The sequence below is a fragment of the Moorena sp. SIO4G3 genome, assembly GCF_010692305.1.
Taxonomy (GTDB): Bacteria; Cyanobacteriota; Cyanobacteriia; order Cyanobacteriales; family Coleofasciculaceae; genus Moorena; species Moorena producens_A.
The window spans coordinates 46,381-71,346 of record NZ_JAAHIG010000011.1 but is presented as its reverse complement, the minus strand read 5'-3'; the positions used below and the strand labels follow the sequence as shown (position 1 = coordinate 71,346).

22 protein-coding genes and 2 pseudogenes are annotated in these 24,966 nt (G+C 42.3%); 16 read left to right on the top strand and 8 right to left on the bottom strand.

The window, feature by feature from the left end:
- Window position 1: 1 nt before the first annotated feature.
- The gene (locus tag F6J99_RS03805) at window positions 2-3,868 is read right to left on the bottom strand and encodes a CHAT domain-containing tetratricopeptide repeat protein (RefSeq protein ID WP_293111768.1); all 3,867 of its coding nucleotides are present in this window, start codon (window positions 3,866-3,868) and stop codon (window positions 2-4) included.
- A 378-nt stretch (window positions 3,869-4,246) separates the two neighbouring features.
- On the opposite strand from F6J99_RS03805, the gene F6J99_RS03800 reads away from it, so the two are divergent.
- Window positions 4,247-4,438 carry a DUF2281 domain-containing protein gene (locus F6J99_RS03800; RefSeq protein ID WP_365972551.1) on the top strand — a complete coding sequence of 64 codons (192 nt, stop codon included), beginning with the start codon at window positions 4,247-4,249 and terminating at the stop codon, window positions 4,436-4,438.
- 160 nt (window positions 4,439-4,598) lie between these two features.
- Here F6J99_RS03800 and F6J99_RS03795 read toward each other — a convergent pair whose 3' ends face one another.
- Together F6J99_RS03795 and F6J99_RS03790 are read right to left on the bottom strand one after the other, a co-directional pair.
- Window positions 4,599-4,847 (bottom strand): hypothetical protein, encoded by a 249-nt coding sequence (locus F6J99_RS03795; protein WP_293111767.1) that lies wholly within the window; start codon window positions 4,845-4,847, stop codon window positions 4,599-4,601.
- Window positions 4,829-5,716, bottom strand: a complete 888-nt coding sequence (locus F6J99_RS03790; RefSeq protein ID WP_293111766.1) for an Rpn family recombination-promoting nuclease/putative transposase — start codon at window positions 5,714-5,716, stop codon at window positions 4,829-4,831. Before F6J99_RS03790 ends, F6J99_RS03795 begins: the two co-directional genes overlap by 19 nt.
- A 469-nt stretch (window positions 5,717-6,185) precedes the next feature.
- Between F6J99_RS03790 and F6J99_RS03785 the strand changes: the two genes are divergently transcribed.
- Window positions 6,186-6,386 carry a hypothetical protein gene (locus tag F6J99_RS03785; protein ID WP_293082906.1) on the top strand — a complete coding sequence of 67 codons (201 nt, stop codon included), beginning with the start codon at window positions 6,186-6,188 and terminating at the stop codon, window positions 6,384-6,386.
- Window positions 6,387-6,840: 454 nt separating this feature from the next.
- Here the strand turns inward: F6J99_RS03785 and purB are convergent, their stop codons facing one another.
- Window positions 6,841-8,136 carry an adenylosuccinate lyase gene (gene purB / locus F6J99_RS03780; protein ID WP_293111802.1) on the bottom strand — a complete coding sequence of 432 codons (1,296 nt, stop codon included), beginning with the start codon at window positions 8,134-8,136 and terminating at the stop codon, window positions 6,841-6,843.
- Window positions 8,137-8,174: 38 nt separating this feature from the next.
- Entirely contained in the window at window positions 8,175-8,309 is a 135-nt protein-coding gene (locus tag F6J99_RS03775) for a hypothetical protein (protein ID WP_267876340.1), read from the bottom strand.
- A 351-nt stretch (window positions 8,310-8,660) separates the two neighbouring features.
- Between F6J99_RS03775 and F6J99_RS03770 the strand changes: the two genes are divergently transcribed.
- The 6 genes from F6J99_RS03770 (at window position 8,661) to F6J99_RS03745 (ending at window position 16,032) form a co-directional block, all read left to right on the top strand.
- Entirely contained in the window at window positions 8,661-10,064 is a 1,404-nt protein-coding gene (locus F6J99_RS03770; RefSeq protein WP_293111765.1) for a transposase, read from the top strand.
- Window positions 10,065-10,172: 108 nt separating this feature from the next.
- Window positions 10,173-11,651: a hypothetical protein gene (locus F6J99_RS03765; protein WP_293111764.1), complete on the top strand. Its 1,479-nt coding sequence runs from the start codon at window positions 10,173-10,175 to the stop codon at window positions 11,649-11,651.
- Between the two features lie 388 nt (window positions 11,652-12,039).
- On the top strand, window positions 12,040-13,620 hold the full coding sequence (locus F6J99_RS03760; RefSeq protein WP_293111763.1) for a CheR family methyltransferase: 1,581 nt from the start codon (window positions 12,040-12,042) through the stop codon (window positions 13,618-13,620).
- A gap of 173 nt (window positions 13,621-13,793) precedes the next feature.
- A complete protein-coding gene (locus tag F6J99_RS03755) occupies window positions 13,794-14,858 on the top strand; it encodes a chemotaxis protein CheW (protein ID WP_293111762.1) in 1,065 nt (354 codons plus the stop codon).
- A 496-nt stretch (window positions 14,859-15,354) separates the two neighbouring features.
- Window positions 15,355-15,573 carry a hypothetical protein gene (locus F6J99_RS03750; RefSeq protein ID WP_293111761.1) on the top strand — a complete coding sequence of 73 codons (219 nt, stop codon included), beginning with the start codon at window positions 15,355-15,357 and terminating at the stop codon, window positions 15,571-15,573.
- Window positions 15,574-15,786: 213 nt separating this feature from the next.
- Window positions 15,787-16,032, top strand: coding sequence for a hypothetical protein (locus tag F6J99_RS03745; protein WP_293111807.1), 246 nt, complete (start codon window positions 15,787-15,789; stop codon window positions 16,030-16,032).
- 103 nt (window positions 16,033-16,135) lie between these two features.
- On the opposite strand, the pseudogene F6J99_RS45395 reads toward F6J99_RS03745, so the two are convergent.
- Window positions 16,136-16,393: pseudogene (locus tag F6J99_RS45395) on the bottom strand (reverse transcriptase N-terminal domain-containing protein); the annotation flags it as partial.
- 504 nt (window positions 16,394-16,897) lie between these two features.
- Window positions 16,898-17,176 carry a hypothetical protein gene (locus F6J99_RS03735; RefSeq protein ID WP_293111760.1) on the bottom strand — a complete coding sequence of 93 codons (279 nt, stop codon included), beginning with the start codon at window positions 17,174-17,176 and terminating at the stop codon, window positions 16,898-16,900.
- 311 nt (window positions 17,177-17,487) lie between these two features.
- Between F6J99_RS03735 and F6J99_RS03730 the strand changes: the two genes are divergently transcribed.
- From F6J99_RS03730 to F6J99_RS03705, 6 genes and pseudogenes are all read left to right on the top strand, one after another.
- Entirely contained in the window at window positions 17,488-17,742 is a 255-nt protein-coding gene (locus F6J99_RS03730) for a hypothetical protein (protein ID WP_293111759.1), read from the top strand.
- A gap of 278 nt (window positions 17,743-18,020) precedes the next feature.
- Window positions 18,021-18,596, top strand: coding sequence for a hypothetical protein (locus F6J99_RS03725; protein WP_293111758.1), 576 nt, complete (start codon window positions 18,021-18,023; stop codon window positions 18,594-18,596).
- A 353-nt stretch (window positions 18,597-18,949) separates the two neighbouring features.
- Window positions 18,950-19,095: pseudogene (locus tag F6J99_RS03720) on the top strand (IS701 family transposase); the annotation flags it as partial.
- Window positions 19,096-19,733: 638 nt separating this feature from the next.
- On the top strand, window positions 19,734-19,874 hold the full coding sequence (locus F6J99_RS03715) for a hypothetical protein (RefSeq protein ID WP_293111757.1): 141 nt from the start codon (window positions 19,734-19,736) through the stop codon (window positions 19,872-19,874).
- A gap of 16 nt (window positions 19,875-19,890) precedes the next feature.
- Window positions 19,891-20,025 (top strand): hypothetical protein, encoded by a 135-nt coding sequence (locus F6J99_RS03710; protein ID WP_293111756.1) that lies wholly within the window; start codon window positions 19,891-19,893, stop codon window positions 20,023-20,025.
- A 168-nt stretch (window positions 20,026-20,193) separates the two neighbouring features.
- The gene (locus F6J99_RS03705; protein WP_293111755.1) at window positions 20,194-20,472 is read left to right on the top strand and encodes a hypothetical protein; all 279 of its coding nucleotides are present in this window, start codon (window positions 20,194-20,196) and stop codon (window positions 20,470-20,472) included.
- A 260-nt stretch (window positions 20,473-20,732) separates the two neighbouring features.
- Here the strand turns inward: F6J99_RS03705 and F6J99_RS03700 are convergent, their stop codons facing one another.
- Window positions 20,733-22,016, bottom strand: a complete 1,284-nt coding sequence (locus F6J99_RS03700; RefSeq protein WP_293111754.1) for a response regulator — start codon at window positions 22,014-22,016, stop codon at window positions 20,733-20,735.
- Window positions 22,017-22,373: 357 nt separating this feature from the next.
- On the opposite strand from F6J99_RS03700, the gene F6J99_RS03695 reads away from it, so the two are divergent.
- Both F6J99_RS03695 and F6J99_RS03690 read left to right on the top strand, forming a co-directional pair.
- Window positions 22,374-22,562, top strand: a complete 189-nt coding sequence (locus F6J99_RS03695) for a hypothetical protein (RefSeq protein ID WP_070394244.1) — start codon at window positions 22,374-22,376, stop codon at window positions 22,560-22,562.
- 291 nt (window positions 22,563-22,853) lie between these two features.
- Complete coding sequence (locus tag F6J99_RS03690) at window positions 22,854-24,743, top strand: methyl-accepting chemotaxis protein (protein ID WP_293111753.1); 1,890 nt, start codon at window positions 22,854-22,856, stop codon at window positions 24,741-24,743.
- The last annotated feature ends 223 nt before the right edge of the window (window positions 24,744-24,966 follow it).

Sequence of the window (24,966 nt, the reverse complement as noted above, 5' to 3'; positions counted from 1 at the left end):
CCTATTGACCAATTGCACAAAATGCTGCCCAATGGTAGGGTTCTTCAAAAGGCTTATCGCTGGGGCTTAGATAGGGTTCTTCAAAAGGCTCCTCGCTGAGGCTTAGATCCCGAAAATCATCATTCTTCAAAAGCGGAGCACTCAAAAACAGCTTTTGATAACCCTTTATAGATAACCTCTTAATCCAGAGCAATAAATTTTCCTTAGTCACATCCCGCAGCCAGAGTTGCGCTTTATTAAGGGCAACTGCTAAGGACATCTGGTAGTTTAGCAGATTATCATAAAATTTAATCATCAACAACGCTGTGGATAAATCGTCTACTGTCCACAGGCTACAAACCACCGCTGGACTACCCGCAACTAGGAAAGCACTGGGTAAACCAATGTATTCATCGCTGCTATTCTTGAAGTCGATTAATCCTGTTTCACAAGCCGAAAGAGTGACAAGGCGACATTGTTCTAATTTGAGGCCAAAGATTTCCCCTAAAGTCAGAAATCCATCTTCTGTAGTTTTGTCTTGGACTATCTGTTTTGTTTTAACTTCCGCTAAAAGGAGTGCTGATTCTACAGGTGATTCTGGGTTGAAATAGCCATGACAGGAAAAGTGGCAACAGTGGGCTGTTGTCAAGTTCTGATTCACTTTGACAGCAGCTTCCTTTGCGTCTTGACTGGCTAAGACTTCAGCAGCCTGGAAAAATGATTTAATCACTTCCACTTCTAGGTTAGTGTAATCCAAATCATCAGTAGGGTTTTGAACCGCAAACAGGTGGGTAAAGTCCCGGCGTTCTCTGGTTTTAGCAAGTTGAAGTAGCTGACAGCTAGGAGCATAACTTACCCCTGCTGGAAAGCGATCCATCAGAATTTCAGATTTACCTTCTCCCTGCTGACTGTTGATAGGTAAAGCATGAAGGGGTAACAAATGTAAATACTGATGGGGGATTAAAATTAAGCGATCGCACGTTTCAGGAATCTGCTTAATGATGTCATCAATGGATAGAATATCAGCTAGCTCATCTAGGCGGTTACTCAAGTTCTTTTGCCACTTATATTTATTGATTCTAGAAGCTTTGTAATCTCGTAAATAATTATTTTTACAAGTTAGCAATTTTTGAAAGTCTTGTGGCTCAGATTGCAAAATTATTGGCTGTTGAGTTTGCTGGATAAAGATGAAGGTGAACAGCTTATACCATGTAATGTAAAACTCTACAATAGCAGTGTGGTCATCTAAATTGTTCTTAAATTGCTCAAACTTAAAGCTAGAACCAATAGGTAAATATTGGTCTTGTAAATAATTGCGGTGCTGTCGCAATTCTTTAAGACGTTGTGCTAGGGCTTTTGGATTGTCAGCTTTGCCCTGTTGGATTTGCTCCTGACCTGCTGCTATTTTATCCCTGTATTCTTCTAGTTTAGTAGCAACATCTGGGAGAAAGATAGTTTTCAGGTCACGGCGGAGAATCTCTTCAACTAAATTGCCGGTTTTGCTCCGTTCAACATATTCAATGGCTTCGGTGATCTTATTTAACTCTAAACAGACTTCCACCATGCCTCGATAGCTTCGGTTGTACTTTTCAGCTAGTTTAGTCTTGTATTCTTCTACTCCAGAACCAGAAATAATTTCATCTCGCAGGAATTCTACGGTTTTAATGGCAGCATCAAAAGCTTTGTAAGCTTCCCGGAAATTTTGAGCATCTTGGTAAGCCAAACCAAGGTTATATTTAGTCTCTAGATAGTCTCGGGGAAAAGCTTCACGGGTGCGTACTTCTAAAGCCAATTGGAAGCAAGCGATGGCATCTTCTAGGTTTTGTGCTTTCTGACCTGTGATTCTGTTACGGTAAGCAATACCGAGATTGTTTTGAGTCGTTGCCCAATCAATAGGAAACCTCTCACGGGTGCGTACTTCTAAAGCCAATTGGTAGCAAGCGATGGCATCTTCTAGGTTTTGTGCTTTCTGACCTTCGATTCTGTCAGAGTAAGCAAGACCGAGATTGTTTTGAGTCATTGCCCAATCAAAAGGAAACGCCTCACGGGTGCGTACTTCTAAAGCCAATTGGTAGCAAGCGATGGCATCTTCTAGGTTTTGTGCTTTCTCACCTTCGATTCTGTTACGGTAAGCAATACCGAGATTGTTTTGAGTCATTGCCCAATCAATAGGAAACGCCTCACGGGTGCGTACTTCTAAAGCCAATTGGTAGCAAGCGATGGCATCTTCTAGGTTTTGTGCTTTCTCACCTTCGATTCTGTTAAGGTAAGCATTACCGAGATTGTTTTGAGTCGTTGCCCAATCAATAGGAAAGCTCTCACGGGTGCGTACTTCTAAAGCCAATTGGTAGCAAGCGATCGCATCTTCTAGGTTTTGTGCTTTCTCACCTGTGATTCTCTCTAAGTAAGCATTACCGAGATTGTTTTGAGTCGTTGCCCAATCAATAGGAAACGCCTCACGGGTGCTTACTTCTAAAGCCAATTGGAAGCAAGCGATGGCATCTTCTAGGTTTTGTGCTTTCTCACCTTCGATTCTGTTAAGGTAAGCATTACCGAGATTGTTTTGAGTCGTTGCCCAATCAAAAGGAAACCTCTCACGGGTGCGTACTTCTAAAGCCAATTGGAAGCAAGCGATGGCATTTTCGAGGTTTTGTGCTTTCTCACCTTCGATTCTGTCAGAGTAAGCAATACCGAGATTGTTTTGAGTCGTTGCCCAATCAATAGGAAACCTCTCACGGGTGCGTACTTCTAAAGCCAATTGGAAGCAAGCGATGGCATCTTCTAGGTTTTGTGCTTTCTGACCTGTGATTCTTTCACGGTAAGTACTACCGAGATTGTTTTGAGTCATTGCCCAATCAATAGGAAACGCCTCACGGGTGCGTACTTCTAAAGCCAATTGCAAGCAAGCGATGGCATCTTCTAGGTTTTGTGCTTTCTCACCTGTGATTCTCTCTAAGTAAGCATTACCGAGATTGTTTTGATTCGTTGCCCAATCAATAGGAAACCTCTCACGGGTGCGTACTTCTAAAGCCAATTGCAAGCAAGCGATGGCAACTTCTAGGTTTTGTGCTTTCTCACCTTCGATTCTGTCAGAGTAAGCACTACCGAGATTAATTTGTGTCCTTGCCCAATCAATAGGAAACCTCTCACGGGTGCGTACTTCTAAAGCCAATTGCAAGCAAGCGATCGCATCTTCTATGTTTTGTGCTTTCTCACCTTCGATTCTGTATAAGTAAGCTATACCGAGATTGTTTTGAGTCATTGCCCAATCAATAGGAAACGCCTCACGGGTGCGTACTTCTAAAGCCAATTGGAAGCAAGCGATCGCATCTTCTATGTTTTGTGCTTTCTCTCCTTCGATTCTGTTACGGTAAGCATTACCGAGATTGTTTTGATTCGTTGCCCAATCAAAAGGAAACCTCTCACGGGTGCTTACTTCTAAAGCCAATTGGAAGCAAGCGATGGCATTTTCGAGGTTTTGTGCTTTCTCACCTTCGATTCGGTAAATGTAAGCTATACCGAGATTATTTTGTGTAATTGCCCAATTTTCAGGAAATGCTTCACGGGTGAAAACACTTAGGGCGACTTCAGAGCCAGTGATGGCAATTTCTATATTGCTGGCTTTGTCACCCAAAGGGAATTGCTGAATTAGATGGCTAAAGTTAACAATATCTACTGCTAAGTATTCCGCTTCATATGCTTCCGCTTCCGCCAGGATAGTTGTTGCTAAAACCCGCAATAGTTCTGCTAATCTATCATCCAGTTTATCTATATTTTCTTCCAGTAATGGGTAAACTACCTGGGCGTCACCATTACTGTCTGCGGTTGCTTCCAGTACCTGTGATAGAAAGTCAAGTTGGACATCAGATATATTGTCAGCGATTGCCATCAACCCCTCCACTATATAAAAAAATCAACAACCGCTCTACACTATTCATTGAAAAATTAAACTACTCTAAATCGCCCTAGATTCACCAATCTTCCGCAACTGCCAGGATTGTCTGCTACCATCTCTCTCTTAGGGAGAGGCAAGAGGCAAGAGGCAAGAGTTAGTAACTTATAGCATTTATCAATAAATTATGACAAGCAATCTTAATTTATCGTAACACCAAACACGACTCCGATATCTTGACACTGCTCCCTGCTCCCTGTTTCGATCCAGGCTGTATTCACAAATAAAATAAAAATGCTATAATTCTTTATAAATTATAATCAAAATTATTGGACAAAAAGTAAACTAGTAAAACCCATGACTATTGACACATAAATTTTACAAACAGTTCTAAAACAAGAACTGCTGCATTATGCCAAGTATCTAATGGAAAACTACTCCCAAGATGTTTCCCCACAGGAGCATGGTGTTAAGAAGCGCCGTTCAGGTATCTTAAAAGGAACCTTTGTTCTACCTTTGCCTGATGATTGTGATGAACCCTTAGAAGATTTTAAGGAATACATGTAGGGAGCAGGAAGCAGGGAAGTCTGAAGTTAGAAGTCTGAAGTCTGAAGTGGGTAGTACTGTAATAACATCTAAGACACGAGTACCCATTAACCGAAAACTAGTACTGTTGTATGTTAAACATGTACTATTGTATAACAAAGAAGTACTAATTTTTCATAAACTAGTACTCCTTTGCCTTAACTAGTAATTTTGTATAACAAACGGGTACCCGTTTCTGGTTAACTAGTACCCGTTTCTCACATACCAGTACTCGTTTCTCAGTAACTAGTACCGGTTTGTTATTAAGGACTACTATTTGATCACATGGCAATAGGCAATAGGGAGCAGGGAGCAGGGAGCAGGGAGTAGGTAAGAGGCATGCTAGCTTGCCTCTTGCCCTTGCCCGTAGCGCTATAACTGATTCAACCAATTGGTCAAATCCACTTCGGTTTCAAAATCTAACAACGCTTCTCCTAAATCCTCCAACTGGTCAAAGGATAACTGCTCAATTTGATTTTGTAATTGGGGATTTATTTCACCTAGGCGACGGTTAAGTAGACGCTTAATTAAATTAAGCTCATTGCGCTTGCCTTGTTCTAATCCCCGTTCTAATCCTTGTTCTAATCCTTGTTCTAATCCCTGTTCTAATCCTTGCTCTAATCCTTGGCGAATAATTCGTTGATAAACTACTGACTCTTGCATCATATCCTCCCTAAAATAGGCTTGAATTAACTGCTCATCAAATTTCACCCCAGCCAACAGTTGCACGCAAGCAGATAGGTTACGCTGCTGTTGTCTATCTTCAATCATATCGATTTTGGCTGCTACCTGGGATAGCAGGTTTTCTGGCACTTCCGCTTGTGCTAATACTGCCAAGGGTAGTAACCCTGGGGTGGTAAGTAATGGTTGTGGATCACATTCCCAAATCCGAATCACCCGGTAGCGGAAGGATAGGTTCCTCTCGGTAAATTGATTTACAAATACTCCGGCTAATCGGGTTGGTTTCAGAAAAATTATTACCTGTTCAATATCACAACGATACTGCCGATATAACCTGACCCAATAATCCAGCATCCGCAGGGGTAAGGGAGGTTCAGATTGGGGTAGAGTTTGAAATTCCAAATGCAAAATAGCATCAGCAACTCGCACAAAAAACAAGGCATCTGCCCGAATTGGTTCTGTGCTTAATTCGGTGTTTAGAATTTCGATATCCTCTGCTGATTCTTGGTTAAACAACCAACGAGTAAAGGCTTGGGGATATTGTTCAACAAGATATTTTAGAGTACTATCGTAAGTCATTACATATAAAAGACAACTAAGTCAATTCTGGTTAACTAATTGAAAAGAGGGTTAAGAGCCACAAATTCGACCACTCGAACCTATCCCAAATCATCTTCAATAAATCCATGGGAAGGTATGTCGGAAATATTAGCCACTTAACTAACTCTTGAAATTCCCAGTAAACCCCGACAATCATTAACGGTATATCGGGGTATAAAACCCATATAAAATGATTGCTATTGTTGGGTATTATTATTCAATAATAACACATTTATAACTAATAAATAATCGAGATATAGTTAATATTTTTAACATTTTATTTGAAAATATTAGAAATTAAATAAACTATAATATCTGATTGATTAATTCTATGCAATAACTTTCTTTAACGAACTCTAAAACCCCAAAAAAAACTTTTAAAAACCCTTGACAAACAAAAATATAATCATTATTATTATATATATAAACCAAGTTGAACTTTTTCACAATGTCAGACAAATTTACTCGCAATTTCAAGAAAAAACCCACTCAGCACACTCTCAAAGGACCTCGTGAATCAGTAATCAATAGTATGCATATGCTGTATTCCCTAGGTTATGCAGAAATAGCTGAGTGGACTCCTCTAGAACCGACTGAGATTCCAGGAGAAGTAATTACTACTATGACCAAGTATTGGTTGTTGCCATAACACCTTAAAATTCTGGGGGGGTTTCCCCCCGGCCTTGGGTTTCGGAAATTTCTGACATATGTGATTGAAATAGCCGTGGATAGTATTTCTACGGCTATTTTTTTTGGTAATTAAGAATTAAGAATTAAGAATTAAGAATTTAGAATCGGGAATCGGGAATCGGGAATCGGGAATCGGGAATCGGGAGTGGAACTGGCATCTTGCCAGTTTCAATATATTTCCGGGCGGGCAGGATGCCCACTCTACTCCTATTCAGGGCAAAGACTAACTATATGGCGTTGCTGATTCTGGGTATGGTTTTGCCCCCCTAGCCCCCCAATTCTGGGGGGAACAAGAATCCATTTATTGCTAAAAGTCCCCCGAGCGAGGGATTGCTCGCTCGGGGGATTTAGGGGGCTTGAATGTAGCAAATGAGACTTCTCAGACAACCTCTGAGAACTGCTATAAATAACAGCTAGATTCCCAACCGTTGATAAACCTCGTCCAAATGTTGCAAATGCTGCTCGGGATTAAAACATTCCTCTATTTCAGAAGGGGTTAGCTTACTCGTAACATCAGGATCCTTAGTAATCAAATTGTAGAAGTCTCCCTCAGGTTGATTCCAGGCTTGATGGGCACAAGACTGAACAATACTGTAGGCATCTTCCCGATTCATGCCCTTTTCTACTAAGGCTAACAACACCTTTTGGCTAAAGACTACACCGCCATAAACATTCATATTCCGCTTCATGTTTTCTGGATAAACCAACAAGTGTTTCACTAAATCTGTGATTTCCACTAACATGAAGTGAGTTAAAATACACACATCTGGCAGAATGACTCGTTCTACAGAAGAATGAGAAATATCCCGCTCATGCCATAGGGCAACATTTTCTAAAGCAGCTACCGCATGACCCCGCAGGATTCGTGCCATCCCGCTTAGCCGTTCAGAACGAATTGGATTACGTTTGTGTGGCATAGCAGAAGAACCTTTCTGTCCTTTAGAAAAGAATTCTTCTACTTCTAGGACATCGGTTTTTTGGAGATTGCGAATTTCGACAGCAAACCGTTCAATGGTTGCCCCTAACAGAGCTAACTGCTGGACAAACTCACCATGGCGATCGCGAGAAATAATTTGGGTTGAAGCAGTATCAGGTTGCAGTGACAGGTTTCGACATGCGATCGCTTCCACTTGAGGGTCAATATTCGCATAGGTTCCCACAGCACCAGAAATCTTGCCCACAGATATGTTTTCACGCAGAGCCACTAAGCGATCGCGATGGCGGCAAACTTCTGCTAACCAACCGGCCAGCTTAAAACCAAAAGTAATTGGTTCAGCATGAATTCCATGAGAACGACCAATCATCACCGTGTAGCGATGTTGTTGTGCCTGGTAGCGAATTGCTTGAGCAAGCTTCTCGATATGTTCGAGGATAATATTTAGACTAGCAACCAGTTGCAGTGCCAAGGCAGTGTCTAAAACATCCGAACTAGTCAAGCCTAAGTGAATGTAGCGTCCCACATCCCCTACATACTCATTCACATTAGTCAGAAAGGCAATCATGTCATGGCGGACTTCTTGCTCAATCTCTTGCACCCGCTTGAGGTCAAAATTCGCCTTTGCCTTAATTTCCTCTACTGCTTCACCAGGAATCTTACCCAGTTCCGCTTGTGCTTCACAAACAGCTATTTCCACCTGAAGCCAGGTTTTGAGCTTGTAGGTGTCTGTCCACAATTCCCCCATCTCGGGTAGGGTGTAGCGCTCAATCAATTCCAATATCGCAGAACACAACCTTACTATTGTAGCAGTTATGAATCGGATGAGGGACTTTCGTTTTGGGTTTTAGGGAGTCGGGAGTCGGGAGCGGTGCGACCCGTGGCGAATTTAATTCGCCTACGGAAAGCGCACCGAGGGAGTCGGGAGTCGGGAGGTAGCGTGGTCAAAGTGTTTCTGCACAAGGCTTACAAGGTATTGAATCTAGGGCATCATGAGGATAAACGCTATATAATTGATTAATCATTCCTCAAATCCCCTATTGCCTATTGCTAGCATGCCTATTGCCTACCTATTGCCTATTGCTAGCATGCCTATTGCCTACCTATTGCCTATTGCCTACCTATTGCCTATTGCTAGCATGCCTATTGTCACCTACCATGACCAATTTTCCTCTCAATGCTGGGTCTATCCAAATATCCGGGAACGTGAGAACCCCTCTCTTTTAAGGAGGGGATGAAACGGACACGACGGGTTTTAACCCGCCGTGTCTATAATAAAGGATAGGAGGTGATAGAAAGTTGTATAGAACAATTCCAGTTAAAGCGTCATTTACTGATGAAGATAAAGCTTTTTGGGTCTTTCAGTGTGAGCAAGCAAATAGCTTGATTAATTGTGCAATTTATTACACCAAACAAAAACACTACAGTTGGCTTGAACAGCAAGAAGAATCATTCACTACTTACTGGAAGGATGATGAGCTTAGGTATGGCGGGAAGACCTATAAGTGCAGTACAAAGTACCCAGAACTAGATAAAACTTTAAAGTTAACTCCCCATTACAAAGCAATGGCTGCCCAGTCGGCTCAACAGACCCTAAAGACAGTAGGTGAGTCCATTGCCAGTTACAACCAATTAGTAAGTCTTTATTACAAGGGCAAAGTTGACAGACCAAGACTGCTTAGGTACAGAAAAAAAGGGGGATTGGCTGCTGTAACTTTTCCCCGACAAGCACTCAACTACAAAAAAGGCTTGTTTTATCCGTCAATAAGCAAAGAAACTAAGCCTCATTTAATAACTGAAATCGCATTAGAACCACCAGATTTTATAGATCCCGACTGGGTGAAAGAGGTTACTGTTCGCCCGTATTTAGGAGAGCTATGGATTGATTGGGTGATCGACAACGGGAAAGAAGCGATTGCTAGCAACCCAAACCTTGACTACACTCAAGCCTGGAGCTTTGATCACGGTGGAACCAACTGGTTGACTGGAGTTTCAACCTGTGGGAAAAGCTTGATTATTGATGGTCGTAAGCTTAAGTCAATGAACCAAGGTTATTGTCGTCTGGTAGCCAAGTACAAACAGGGCAAGCCAGAGTTTTACTGGGATTCTAACCTTGACCGGGTACAACGGAAACGCAACAACCAAATCAGAGATGCGATCAATAAAGCAGCTAGGTTGATTATTAATCGCTGTTTGAATGATTGCATTGGGAATCTGGTAATTGGTTGGAACGAAGGGCAGAAGAATCGTTCCAATATGGGCAAGCGTGGTAATCAGAACTTCGCAGTTATCCCCACCGGAAGATTGATCGAACGGTTAAAACAACTTTGCTATGAGTACGGGATTAAATTAACAATTACCGAGGAAGCGTACACGAGTAAAGCGTCTTACCTTGACGACGACAGCCTCCCAAAACATGGTGAAAAACCCAAAGGATGGATACCGTCGGGCAAACGGGTTAAGCGTGGACTGTATAAAACTTCTGAAGGATGGCTGATCAATGCAGACTGTAACGGCGCTGCAAACATAGCCCGAAAAGTAGCCACACAGTTAGGTCTAAACCTGACCAAGGTGGGTAGGGGAGCTTTGGCACTCCCAAAGCGATATGATCTGTTCACCTCACTGAGTAAATCATATCGCACAAGAAGTGTTCGCGTTCGCGTAGCGTCGGCGAAAGCCGAAAGCGTCGGCGAAAGCCGATAGTGGCACGGTTTCAACCCGCCACGTAACAACCTTGTAGAATCCCCGTTTTTTAAAGCGCGGAGATGTCAAATTAAGCTTTAGTACCAGATCAACAATCGGAGGTCACACTTGACTAATACAGGTATGATTAAACACCTAAAATGGGCTAAACGGGCTCTAATTGCTTTAATAATCCCAATTTTAATACTCCTATCGGCCCCACCAGCCCTTGCCCAAGCTGATCTCACGATCACCCCTAAAAGTATGACTGTGGCAGGTACCAGGGGTTCTAGTACCACCCGCAGCTTACTCTTGCGCACGACTAACGCCGTTAAGGATTTACAAATAATCTCCCTAGACCTGAATACTCAGGATGGCCAAGAAATTTTCCCCGCCAACTTGATTCAGCCTACTTTATCAGTCGAGGAGATTGAGGACAATAGTATCCTATCTCTCCCGATCGAGTTTCAATTAAACAATGCCCCCAAAAGTGGAGAATTTAGTGGTGAATTACTGATTAAGTTCTCAGAAACTGAACTAAGCGTACCATTAACAGTCCGAATTAAAGACCCCTTCCCCATACCTCTGGTAATCATATCCATTGGGGTTATATTGAGCATAGCTGTGTCCGGCTACCGTAGCCGAGGGAAACTACGGGACAAAATTCTGGTGCGGGTTGGTCAATTGCGTACCCAACTACGCAGTGACCCCCAGTTAGCTAATACATCACTAGCCGATCAATTCGACTCTATACCAAATCCCTTCAAGACCCGAATTGAAGGCCATCTGCTAGATGTCGAGATGGCTTTGCAGGGGGAACGTTGGAACGATGGTAATCAGGCAATTACCCAAGCCGAGTCAGTGTGGCTGAAATGGCGCAAAGGTCGTGAGGACTGGCTAGCACTCCTGAATTATGCTCAGACCCTGGAAGAAAAAATACCCAGCACTCCGGATCTTGACCCCCGTTATCTACAGTCAGTACGCCGTAATTTGCAACAGGCAATCCGAGAGGCACCTGAGCAAAATCCTCAAGACTTGTATGAGCAGTTAGATGAGTTGGCAAAACAGATTAATCAATACCTGCAACTGGATGCTAAACTCAGCGACTTGGACAACCTGCTGGTGGAAACCACAATATCAACACAAGAGTTACAGACTTGGCAACGTCAGGAAAAGAATTTGCGCAATAAGTTGAATAATCTCGAACCTACCGATAAAAAAGCTGCTCAGGAGTTGAATGGTCAAATCGAAAAAGCGATCACTCTACTAGTCAAACAAATACCACCTAACTCCACTAAGTTAGGCTTCCTGATCAGCCAACCTGATTTATTGCAGAGAGCACCAGGGATCGATACACCACGGATAGTTATCCAAGAGCCAAGACTAGCAAAAATTCGCCTTTGGATTTTCTCTGCAATCAGTTATGCGATCGCAATCGTCCTGCTTGCTGGTAGTGGCTTCATTGAGCTATACACCTATAAATCCACCTTTGGCGCTAACCTCTGGGGTGACTATGGAGTCCTCCTGGCTTGGGGGTTTGGTGCCGAAGCCAGTCGGGATGCCATTGCAAAAGTCGTGGCAAATTTGGACTTACCAGGATTGACATAATCACTCGATCAGGTTAGCAGGTTTAAGGTTAACAGGTTTAAGGTTAGAGGTTGAAGGTTAGCAGGTTGTTCGCGTAGCGTGGCCTATTGGCCAAGGTTAGCAGGTTACCAGGTTAGCAGGTTGTTCGCGTAGCGTGGCCTATTGGCCAAGGTTAGCAGGTTACCAGGTTAGCAGGTTACCAGGTTAGCAGGTTGTTCGCGTAGCGTGGCCTATTGGCCAAGGTTAGCAGGTTGAAGGTTAGCAGGTTGTTCGCCAAAGGCGAACAACCGAACATAAGGACTTCAATTAATAGGTAGCAATAGGTTGTTAAATTAGTGTTACTTGGGCAAATTGACTGGGAACTATATAACTGTAACCACATTGGATTTGTCAGTCAATCAGGATTAACGTGTCAAACACAGAATCGTTAAGTGTTGAGTTAAAACAAGCTTTTCTTCGATTAATTGCCAAGCAGACAGGATTAGTTATTAAAGAAGCAGACCAAGACAATTTAATTGAAACCATCCTTGTGAGAATGAAATTTCTCAAATTTGGTTCCCCAGAAAGTTACTATCAACTCTTAAGATCTCCCACTATAGAAAGTAATCAAGAATGGCAAAAGCTGGTTATATTAATTACTAATACTGAAACGTATTTTTGGCGAGACAAAGGCCAGTTTAAAACGTTAAAATATGACATTATACCAGAAATAATTGAACAGCAAAATAACCATAAAATAATTCGGATTTGTAGTGCAGGATGTTCAACTGGAGAAGAACCTTATTCTCTGGCCATTCTACTCCATAAAATTATTCCTGACTTAGAAAAATGGAAGGTTAAAATTTTTGGGATAGACATTAATAACTATGCCCTAGAAACTGCAAAAAAAGGAATTTACAGTTCTTGGTCATTTAGAAATATCCATCCAGACATAAAGCGTGACTATTTTCGGATCATTAACAATTCCTATCACATCGATAATCGTATCAAAAAAATGGTCACGTTTAAAACGGTTAATTTAGTCAAAGATTCATTTAATAAGCAAAACTATGATCTAAAAGACCTTGATTTACTTATTTGCCGTAATGTTTTCATTTACTTTGAAGATTCAGCTAAAGCCAAAGTTTTAGAGAAATTTTATGATACCCTCAAACCCTTAGGATATCTCCTCACAGGTCATGCTGAACTATATGGTCATAATTTAAGCAAGTTTCAGACAAAAGTATTTCCAGAATCCCTAGTCTATCAACGTAGAGCCGATAATTTAATCCTTAAAACACCTCCTCTGGTATCCCTCAGCAGTGAGGAAAAGTCTCCTCAAGTAAAAAACTTATCATTAGAGGTCTTGCAGAAGTCACCACCTTCGGAACGGCAACCGATAACAGCAGAATTTAGTAATACACAAAAAACTAATGTTGCAAGAGATATATGGTCGGTTGATGATACCCCTATCAACCTAATCAAGTCTCAAGAAAATACAAAGTTACAAAAAACTGCTCAGGAGGTGATCATAGAAGTAGAAATACTTTTACAAAAAGAGGCTTATGATTTAGCCATTAAACAATTAAAAAACTTGCTAAAAATACATCCTAATAATTTTCAGGCTTATTACCTGATGGCTCAAATTCACGCCAATATCGGTAAATATGAAGAAGCAATTAACTATTGTAAAAAAGCTTTAGATATAGATTACCTTTCTGTTAATACCTATTACTTGTTAGCACAAATTGCTGAAGAGCAAGGAAATCTAGTAGAAGCCAAACGGATTTTTAAAAAAATTATTTATCTTGAACCCTCTTCTATTAAGCCTTACTTATATCTGAGCCATATTTATCAGAAGGAAAGAAATCAAAAACAAACCAGAAAAATGAAGCAAGCAGTTATTAATATCCTCAAGCAATTATCTCCCAAAACTATAATAAAAGACTATGATAATCTGACGGCTGCTGAACTAATAATCAAAATGGAAACAGAATTAAACGATTATTAACTATAGCAAAGGGAGCAGGGAGCAGGGAACAGGGAACAGGGAACAGAGAACCGGGAACAGGAAACAATAATTATCACAATTACTAGAGGGATTGCTATATACAATGAATCCGGTAAATTAGTTTATTTTAAATTGATCATTGATATTTAATATTTAGTCAATAGAGCCAGAAAATGAAAGAGTGTCACTATCTAACCTTTAGCTTAAATAACTGCCTTTATGGCGTCAGCACTGTTTACGTAGAAGAGATTTTTTTTCTGCCAGAGTTGACACCGATTCCAGAAGCAGATCCTGATCTCGTTGGTGTGATTAATCTCCGGGGAGAGATTTTGCCAGTCATGGATCTTAATCTCAGCTTTAATTATCAATCACCAGGCTATCGCTTAACAGATAGTGTAGTAGTTTTAAAATCGGAAAAGGTACGAGTAGGCATCATTGTTAATGAAGTCTATGAAGTAAGACATATATCCCCGTCGGAAATTAGCACTGAACTTTATCATGGTCGAGACTGGGCAAGAATTGAGGAAAAAAAATTCATCGCTGGTATTGCCAGGAGTGGAGAAGATATTTTAATTCTGAGTAATCCAGAGAGTTTACTCCAGTATGTAGAGACACAAAAGCTTGCCTCCGTTGAAGACTCCCTGGAAAAAGAAATTCAGGATAATAATCACCATGAATCTGAATTGTTATTAGTCCAAAAGCCTGTATTTTGCCCAAATGCTACTCGGTCAGAACGAGACGTTTTTCGTAAACGAGCTGATCAGCTAAGGCAGTCGGAAGACAGTCAAGATGTAAAGGATTTAATTCCCCTAGCGATAATTATTTTACATGGTGAATTATTTGGCATTGATTTAAAAATGGTGAGGGAGTTTACCCCTATTTGCAAAGTCACTCCTATTCCCTGCTGTCCAGCCCATATCATTGGGAATATGAACCTACGAGGGGAGATTCTTACGTTAGTTGATATTCGCGGAGTATTAAATCTACCGCTGATGGAGAGAATTGATAGTTCTCAAGCAATGGTTGTAAAGCTTGAGGATATCGTTGCTGGTATAACCATGGAAGAGGTATGTGATGTAATTTTCCTGAATCCACAGGAAATAAAAGCAGTGCCAACTGGGATCAATTCAGGTCAATATGAATACATTCAGGGAGTAGCTCCCTATCAGGAAAAAATAATGAGTATTCTGAATTTGCAACAAATTTTACTGAATGGTGGGTTAGTTATTAATCATTAGACCTCTTGTAATCCAACATATAAGCTTGATCATACTTATCAGCTACACTCAACTTAGTTACTCCTACTCTGAAGCCTTTCAAGGGTATGTTTTTTAGATTTCGGCATTCGCCTAGGTATTACTCAACAGAAATACATTTTGAAACCCAAACCCCAGGAAGGATTTGAGTATTCAATAAAAATCATTAAGTGACTACTTCTGCTTGATGGCTATCCCCTGACGGGGCGATGGCTGAGACACAAGAAATTGGTTTTGGTAGGTAACTATTGACAAAAGAACTTCGGGGATAGTCACACAGAGCGACTGTTGGAGTACTGAAATTTCTTTTCTACACGAACGTTACCCGCGTTTTTTTGTACTGGTGCCACCATGACGTACCCGCGCCCGGCGCGGAGCAAATGACATTAAATAGTAGTCAGAAACAAGGAATTTATCAAATGTGTTCCATAACAGTAAAATAACTATTGTACATTAAACCCGCGTGACACCAATCACAGTGAACAAAAATCGTCCAATTACTTATCAACAATGGTTAAGGGTGGTCATCAAAAAAATGCCTCATTTAAGCAAACAACAAGCAGTAGTATTAGGAATGTGGAGCTTTGCTATTGCGATGACTCATCCGCAGTGGTTTATCTACTGCGGTTGTGTTTTTGGGGGAAATTCTAGAGCAACCAGAGAACACAATTCGAGAAAGATTAAGGCAGTGGTATAATAGTAAAGTCGATAAAAACGGAAGAAAGCGTAGAGAAATCCAGGTCGAACATAGCTTTGTCCCGTTGTTACGCGCTTATATTAAGTTGGTGCTCATCAGAGGAAAAAAGTTTAGTCTTAGCTGCGGATGCTTCCACATTGGTAGCGCGTTTTACTTTATTAGTTATTAGTGTGGTTGATCGAGGTTGTGGAATTCCTGTAGCGAGGGAAAATAGTGAGAGCAAACGAAAAAGGCAGTTGGAAACCCTACTGGCTCAAACTCTTAGATTCTCTTCAAGAGGATGTTCCTTGGCCTTTCGGCCACGCTACGCGAACCGACTGGTTGGTGATTGTCACTACAGACAGAGGTTTATACGCTGATTGGTTCTACGAAGCGATTGAACAATTTGGAAGGTCGCTTCGTGCGCGGGTTCAAGGGCAAATTTTACTAGACATTGCCATGCTCTGTTGGCGATTGTAGATACTTTCAGTATTCTCGTGCCTCCGTTTTTCTTAGGAATTGGGATTTCTCTGAGTCCTTGGTGCGTCCAATTTTCCGCACTAGACACTAGCATTTCCAGTAGCTCAAATCGCTCCCGGTATTTGAGGGCTGTTTTGCCGTCTATACCGGCTGTCTTCTTACCCTGATTTAATTGGGTCACCTGTCTGATAGCCAGCAATTGCGCCGGGCGGGATTTTAGAATCAGTTTCTGTAGAGACCTAGCTTTTCTCAGGTCGCCAGCTTGAACCGCTTTATATACTCTCTTTTGTAGGCGGAAAAGGTTCCGGCGGAGTTGCTTCCACTTTTGACTTCTCCAGAGGTCACTATATCTGTTTGACATGTGTCTACCTGTCAGGGCTATTTCATTCTAAATAGGTTTTTGAGTGTGTTAAGGCATTAACCAGCCCGACGCTGGGCTTGAGCCATATTTTGAAAACCATTGTCCCGATCTAAATTCAGAGGCAAAGTTGCGTGCCAGTGCCCAAATTTGTACGCCTAGGTGGGGTACGAATCCGTGAAGCATCTTCCCCTTGAGTTACCGATACGGACATAATGCACTTTGTTCTCCACTCCCCAATAGCCTCGAATCCGTTTGGCAAAAGCGTCAGCCGTATCGATAAATGAGGCAACAAAGAGCGCGAGTTTCGTGGGAAACTTCAATCAGAAAAGCCCGATAGATTCGACGTTCACCACTCCACTCGAATCAGGGTGCTCAGTCGTGGGAAAATCAAGTATACCGTCAAGTTGATCACGCTTTACTGACGGTGCGTTTTTCAATCCGACCATGCCCCAAATTGATCTGCAAAACGGTCTGTTGGGCTTGAAAGGAACGCTTTGACAGCACTCAGTAACCTCGATTGGTTTCCTTTGAGTGCTCCCTTGGTAATCGTTCCCGCTCTCGAGGATGACCATTACCGTTTTTTTGGGTGCTGATGGCATCAAAGGCAAACACCACATTCAAAAGAGCCATCTGTTGGATAAATGCTGGTAAGGCGGTAATTTCATTCGTCTTTGAATCCACCATCAAGGGACACAGAATCAGTCGAAGTTCCACAATGTAAGCGGTAACCAGCATAATGGCGTATGGGATAATCCACCTGTGGGTCATCGCTGATCGCTTCATAAGACCCCCGTAGCACTTTGCCCATCGGTGGCAATGGTTAATCCTGGCAGGGTCAGAAGTTACCGCAAGAATAAGGCAGCCTTAATCATGGAGGCGCGCTTGACCCGTAATTAAATTCGCCATGGGTCGCGCCTCAAAGTTTTAACCCTTTCAGCCAAGCCTCCCAACCATAAAGGCTGCCTTATTCTAAGGTTTCGTCTCCGGGTTGAACCCCAAAAAACCGAGATAAACAGGCAGAATACATCGGATATTCCACCCGTAGCAACGTCCGTCGAATCTTGCTGTAGGACGGGTTTGCGTCCTAAAGGGAGGTGAAAATAAAGCAACCAATTGATCGTATTGAGGCTTTCAACCAATCCCCAATGGCAAGAAACCCTCGATTGCCCGCCGCAACTGCCAGGGTGAATAATGCGGTGGCATTGGGCTTGACTATGGCGCTGCCGAAGCAGTGCGCCGACTATCTGGTAGGTAGGCTTTGGCTGCGACAATGGCAGGTTGAGACATCTAAAGATCGCTATCATAGACGGCTTCAATATCAGATCAGTTCCTCAATTAGAATGAAATAGCCCTGGTTGGGGGGTTTGCCGGAGCGATCACTTTGGGAGGTCGTAGGTTTGTTTCGTCATCTAGCCAGTAAGGCCGAGCTAACTGTGGAGGAGTTGGCTGTGTTGAGGGAATATGGGTTGTGTTAGACTGTAGGTTTAAAACGCCATATGCAACTTTTTCCAAGTCAGGAGATTTACGGAGTTTTGAGAATCATATTTTCAGCGAAAGACCCAAACCCCCTGATTATTCTGTGGAAAAACTGCGCATCGCGTAACCTTGAAATTTTGAGGATACATAAATGAAAAAACTACTCGTTTTAACCGTGGTAATTCTAATTACTCTGTCTCAATTATCAGAAACAGCATTGGCTGCTCGACCTAGTTATCCTTGGAATGCTACGTATCCTTATTCACTGCAAACAGGACAAACAAGACATCACATGATCCCTTGGCAAGAGTTAAAAAATTTTGGTCAACAAGAATACAATACCCAACAAAAGCTAACTAATTTTCTAAACAGCTATAACAGTATAAATCAGGCAAATCTCGGGGAATATAAAAATGTAGAGGAACTGGTAGAAGGGTACTTCAAAGGCGAATCGTCTGCAAAAGAAACTGTTTCTGAATTATTTGCTTGGATGCAAGGAAATCTTGTGGTCGGACCATCACAACGAACCAACGATCCACGTGATAATTTTGATACACCGGCTTTTAAATGTCGTCAATTTTACGTTCCAAACCCTGCTTACAATGACTTACAAACACGGTGGAACGGAACACCAAATCAAAAATTGCAAGTATTTCAGACTCTCAGTACTAATCAAATGTCCGACAATAGGACTGCAAATAACCATCAACCTGAATGTCAATGGTAAACAGGTGGGCAAAAAAAAGGTGGATATTAGAAACGATGAGAAACTAGGCTCAACTTTAGTATTTTAAAGTTTGAAAACCCCCATAGGTAACACCTGGGGGTTTGTTGTTTTGGCGCGATCGCAATCTCCACACACCTCACCGAGTTTTGCAGTAGAGAAAAAACTCAAACTTCTTAACTGACAACTGCTAGAAGTTTTTTCTATACAGATAGCTAGCAATCAAACTTATCGCTTCTTTCATAATCAGGGCAGCTATTTTCTTCTAGTGGGACTTTAGCGATAATTCAAAGCATAAATAGTGCTATGCTATATAGGGTAAGTTTTGTAGGTTGGTTACTTTTCCCTCCAATCCCATGAAAGAAACTGTTTCCACAGCAATGCCTCCATGCTCCCTTGAGATGGTGCAAGCGTTTTGATGATATCTTTCACACAAAAGCTCAAAGAAAAGAGTTTAGGCACTACCAGCGGGGGATTATTGGGAGAAAGTGAACGAAAAAACGGCTCTACCGAACTTGCTGTGTAAAAATGTTATGAAATAATTAGTATAATGCTGATTGGGCGGGAGTTTGAGTTTTTAATAGAATGATTTTCTATAAATCCCCCCGACCATCAGACCTAGTCGGCAATAAGCGCGGTTTTATACCTGGTTGACTGACAAAAACTAGAAGTCAATTGCCCCAAGAGTTTGCCAGGAGTAGGATAGAGGGATTGACAAAAGTTGAAGGGAGCCAGCAATCAATGGAGTTGATACCACTCATACTCTAGAAATGCTGTGAAAAAAACTCCCAACTTTACAATGCCTTGAACACCTGGTTAGGTCAAGTCTGCCCAAGGAGCCATCAGGGCCATCTGACGACTTGCCTGTGGATGGTGGCGGCTTTGATACAGACACCAGTTGTGAATCTGACCCGTTGGATTCCCTACCTGCGAAGTCGAGGTCAGTATGCCCTTGCGTAAGCAAAGACGGGTACGCCGTTGGCTGGATAATGCCCCGATTAATGTGCATCGGTTGTACAAGCCGTTAATTCAAGCAGCCTTAGAAGACTGGAAATAGGAATGTATCTATATTAAGTCATTACACCTCTCTATTCTGGGATGAATATTGCCTGATCAGGTTGGCAGTAGTGTATCGAGGTCGTGCCTTGCCTGTGGAAGGCGCGAGTGATAGAGTATAAAAGTGCATCAGTCTCATTTGTTGATTACCGTGAGATGCTCCAGCAAGCAGTTGAGCGGCTGCCTTTTGGTGTCAAGGTTGTCTTACTGGCAGATCGGGGCTAAGCCCTAAGCAGATTTAATGAGAGCGGCAACAGCCCAATGGGGAAGGCAAATCCGAATTCGCCTCAAGAAAAATGCCTGGATTTGGCGGCAGGGCAAAGGCTGGTCTCAGTTGCAAGACTTTCACTTCAAGCCAGGTGAAGCCCTATGCTAACACCCGTTCAAGTTGCACAAACAGCAGTGGCGTCGGCCCGGTTCACATCATCTTTGGTCGCAACAATGTCAAGGTCGAGTTCTGGGGGATTGTAAGTGATCAGAAGACTACTCTACAGACTTTTCAGGAATACGGCTTACGGTAAAACAATTGAGGAAGCTTTTTTGGATGACCAGTCCAATGGCTGGAATATCCAGAAATCTGAGCTGCGTTCTGTATGTGCCTGATCACGTCTCTGGAATATTGCTGGCAGTCGCTACCCTTTATGTTACGGATCTTGGAGTTGAAGTTGTTGACACTGGCAGACGGCGATGGGTTGACACTCATTGGCGCACGAGGCAACAGTTATTTCCGTATTGGCTGCAAATGGGTCAGAACTGCCAAATGAAAATGGCTGGCAACTCATCCGTCGAGTTCGATTCATCAGCCACCTCGACCCAGAGCTAGATAAGGCATCACGCAAGCAACAGGAAAAACGACTCTATCGCCTAGAGTTTAAGGTACTGACTTACCAATATGCACCTCAATAAGTTTTGTCAGTCAACCAGAGTTAAAAGTCAGAAGTCAAAAATAAGCTAGGACTAGGTTTCGGAGTTTAGAAATGTCAAACATCTTAATGGGTAGTGCTATAAATGATTAGTGGGTACCAATATTTATTTGAAATTGGCATAGCTGTTTTTCTCCTAATGAGGTATACATAATTTTTTCTATCTTCCCTGAGCCAAAGGTCCCGATTCCCGATTCCCGATTCCCGACTTTTCTAAACTTTTGATTAGATATTTATGAATTATTCGTAGCAATTCTTGGGAATCTGGGGGCTTACCTAAAAAATCAGTTGCACCGACTAGTCTAGCCCGGGCGCGGTCAATTGTGGTATTCTGAGCTGTCAGGATAATAATCGGGGTCTTATTGAAAACTGGGGATTCTCGCAAAAATTTACAGACGCTATAGCCATTTGCATTTGGCATATTCAGGTCTAGCAAAATTAAATCAGGTTTGTGTTCAATCAGTTGGGAGAAACCTCGCATCGGTTCTTCAATACTCAACATTTGATAACCGGCTGGTATCAAGATTGTTTTTAAACTGTGAGCCAACACAGGACTATCATCAATACAGGCGATTAAAGGCTGTCTCTTGGCGGATTTGGTCGGTTGAGTTTCTGATGGGGGTGGCGTTCTTACAACTGGTGGATTGACAGGGGCTTTGACTGGTGGATTGACAGGGGCTTTGACTGGTGGATTGACAGGGGCTTTGACTGGTGGGTTGACAGGGACTTTGACTGGCGCTTTGACAGTTGGTAGTGCTAAATCTGGAATTCTTTGGAATTCCAGCATACTCTTCTCAACCAAAGGGAGCAAAGAGCGAGTCACCTCTGTCACCGATGTTTTTTGCTCCCAGGCAATATCCCACAGGGTTAACTTACCATTGAGATACTTGTTCAAACCTGGGAGCAATTTAGGATCTGTTCCAGGTTTCAAAACTGGTGAGAGATTGGGGCTGAGGTGACCAAAATCAGCAGCTTGCCATTCTTGGTAATTCTGGTTTGCTTGAGCGAGAACAGTTTGGATTTCCCTGGAAGACAAGGCTAAACCCATGCCAAGAGTCGATGTTTTTTCTTGACTCGGTTGCCAGTTGTTTTTTAAGTCTGTGTAGCCACTTAGTTCAAAAAAACATTCTTGGACAATGGAACGAATCATTAACTTTGCTTGGATTAGGCTAAGTTGCTTTTGGTTAATTCCTTGCTCTAGAAGCTGATATTCCCAGGGCTGATAGTCCGACTTCTCGTAGAGTTCAACAACATAGTTAGGGCAATGGGACTTTAAGGCTCTGTAAAAGCGCCTCACAGGATGAACCCCATCGGTGGCATAGAGCAATTGACCATAGACAAGGTAAACTTTCCAAACGACGCTATGGTTGCTTAGAGTTAGCTCTCCAATAGTTCTCTGTTTACCTAATTTTTCTAATTCTTCAATCAGTCTTATTAGTATCATTTGTACTGGTTAACTGTACTGGTTAAGGGATAAATCTCAGGAGTTACATATCTATAGTTCCCAGCAATTTACGCCCAAGTAACAGCTTCCGATGCAAAATGGATTAAGAATGATGAATCATCAGTGATTATCTATTGTTCATCATTCAGCGTTATCTACTTATTTGTAGCTATTGACACCGAATCCGCCCATGATTTCCCGCCTAAGCACTCAGACGAGAACGAAGTTGCGGCTATACAAACTTTGTTATAAAGAGGGTTTTTAAGCCGGATTTGGTATCACAGCTAACTGTAGTGGAGTGACAAGTGTTTAACCGTCGCTCCGTTGAAAATAATAAAATTCAGGGTCCGGTGAAAAATGGTCAAGTATGTAGTCTACAACGTTACAGATCAGAAATATGTGGCGGCTGTGAAAGCTGGCGAGACAAGATACACAGAAAATGGCACAGAGGCACACCAATTTAACAGCGAGAATACAGCACAAATGATGAGTGAGAATCTAACCTTATTTAGTGGTCTGACTCATGTCGTGAAACCGATCCAGTAGTAAGCTAATGTGCTACGCGCACGCTGCGCGAACAGCTAATGCGCTACTTGAGGTGCTACTTGAGGTGCTACTTGAGGTGCTTATAGCTGACTAATTATATTTGACTGCTTATAGCTGACTGCTTAAGCGGCAAAAAACAACAGACATTGTGACTTTGGCAATATTTGTTGGGAATTCTATGAGTGTAGCCTCAACAGATTGCTAAATCAATCAGTTTCCTCGCCTCTTATCCCATCCCCTAAAGAGGAATGGCTTTTCTATTGTGGATTCTCTAATTGTAGGTAACCAGCTATGTTTGCCAAATCTACCCAAAAATTTTTCAGCAAACTTCAGAATCAAATACTGCTCCTGCTGTTTTTAAGTAGTGTTATTCCCCTCTCTGTTGTGGGATGGTATAGTATTTCTTCCTCTAGCGATGCCTTATCAAACTTAGCTAAAAATGAGCTAGAGGAAGAGGTAGCTGACGAAGCCGGAAATATCCTGGCATTTTTAAATTCTATCAATGATGATGTTCTGTTTTTGAGCAAAGTTCCCCCGATTCAAGGGATAATCCGAGCTAAAGCTGGTGGTGGAGTAGATAAGCAAGATAACTCTTCTTACGATACTTGGGTTAAGCGGTTGCAGACCATCTTTGCTGTGATGATGCAAGCGAAACCCTATTATATGGAGCTGAGGTATTTGGACGAGAAAGGCAATGAAATGGTGCGAGTCGATTCCGATGGCACTAAAATCATAGTTATCCCCAAAACCCAGCTAAAAAATAAAGCAAAGCGTTCATTTTTTAGTCAGACAATTAAGTTGTCTCCTGGCAGTATCTATGTGTCACCCGTGGAGCTGCATCGGGAAAATGGTGTGATTAAACAGCCTTATAAACCAGTGATTCGGTACGCTACACCGATTTTTGATTCAGCTGGGGTACAAAGAGGAATTGTGATCGCTAATGTATTTGCCGAGGAATTCATAAAATTTATTGCAGATACAGAATTAGCAGTCAAGGGAGAAGAGGCATTACTGGTTAATAAAGATGGCTACTACCTCTCTCATCCCAACCCCAAAAAGGAGTGGGGTTTTGAACTCAACACGGATCAGAACTTGAAAAAAGATTATCCGAAACACATTGCCCAGCAAATTCTCAGGGGTGAACAGGGACTGATTGACCAAGGAACTAATAAGCTGATCAGTTACTATAAAGTTGTTCCGAATGGCGAGCAGCGGCAACCCTTATTCGTTATCAATCACGTTTCTAAGGGGGAAGTTTTTGCCTCTGTCAACTCCTTTAAAATCCTGGCCACCCTGATTATTTTGGTTGCTATAGCCACAGTACTGCCACTGGCAATGGTCAGGTTACGCCAACTGGCGAATCTGATTAAGCAACTGGTTAATGGCATCTCCACCTCTAGTCAGGAAATGTTTTCTACCCTCGAACAGCAAGAACGCATTGCTGGTCAACAAGCTGCCTCGGTGAATCAAACCACCATCACCATGGATGAGCTGGAAGCGTCTTGCCGACAGTCCGCTGAGCAAGCCGATGCTGCCGCTATTGCTGCAAAGCAGGCACTTCAGCTCACCCAGAACGGTACCCAAGCGGTGGGAGAAACCCTCCACGGCATGTCTACTTTGGAAGAGAAAGTGGATGCGATCGCTCAACAGAGTATGCGTCTGAGCCAGCAAACCAATCAAATTGGTGACATCTCCGAGCTGGTTTCTGAATTGGCTAACCAAACCAATATGTTGGCACTGAATGCATCAGTAGAAGCGGTGCGTGCGGGAGAGCATGGTAAAGGCTTTGCAGTGGTTGCTGCAGAGATTCGTAAATTAGCAGACCAGAGTAAACAATCTGCCCAAAAGATTAATGTTTTAGTTTCTCAAATCCAGAACGAGATTAATTCAACGGTGATGGTTACGGATGAAGGAACTAAGACAGTAAAGACCGGAGTGCAAATCGCTCAAAAAACAGCTCAAGCCTTCACTGGGGTAGCAGATGCGGTCAACAATGTGGTGTTAAACAATCAACAAATTTCTCTGAATCTCAAACAGCAAGTCGATGGCATTCAACAAGTCCTCCAAGCAATGAGCACTGTTAACAAGGGGGCAAAAGAAACTGTTATTGGCATCACTCAAAGTAGAGTGGGTACTGAGCAACTTAAGCAAGCTGCTGTGGAACTCAAGCGCATGGTGTAGTAAAGGTTAAACTCAGATATTGTACCAAGTTTAACCTTTATCTGTTGTAAAAGTAGGGAATCGGGAATCGGGAATCGGGAATCGGGAATCGGGAATCGGGAATCGGGAATCGGGAATCGGGAATCGGGAATCGGGAATAGAAAACAGTAAGAATATTTGATTATTACTTAAATAGATTGTTATTACTTCCGATCTTATTTTTTTTTACTGGTGCAAATTTCCT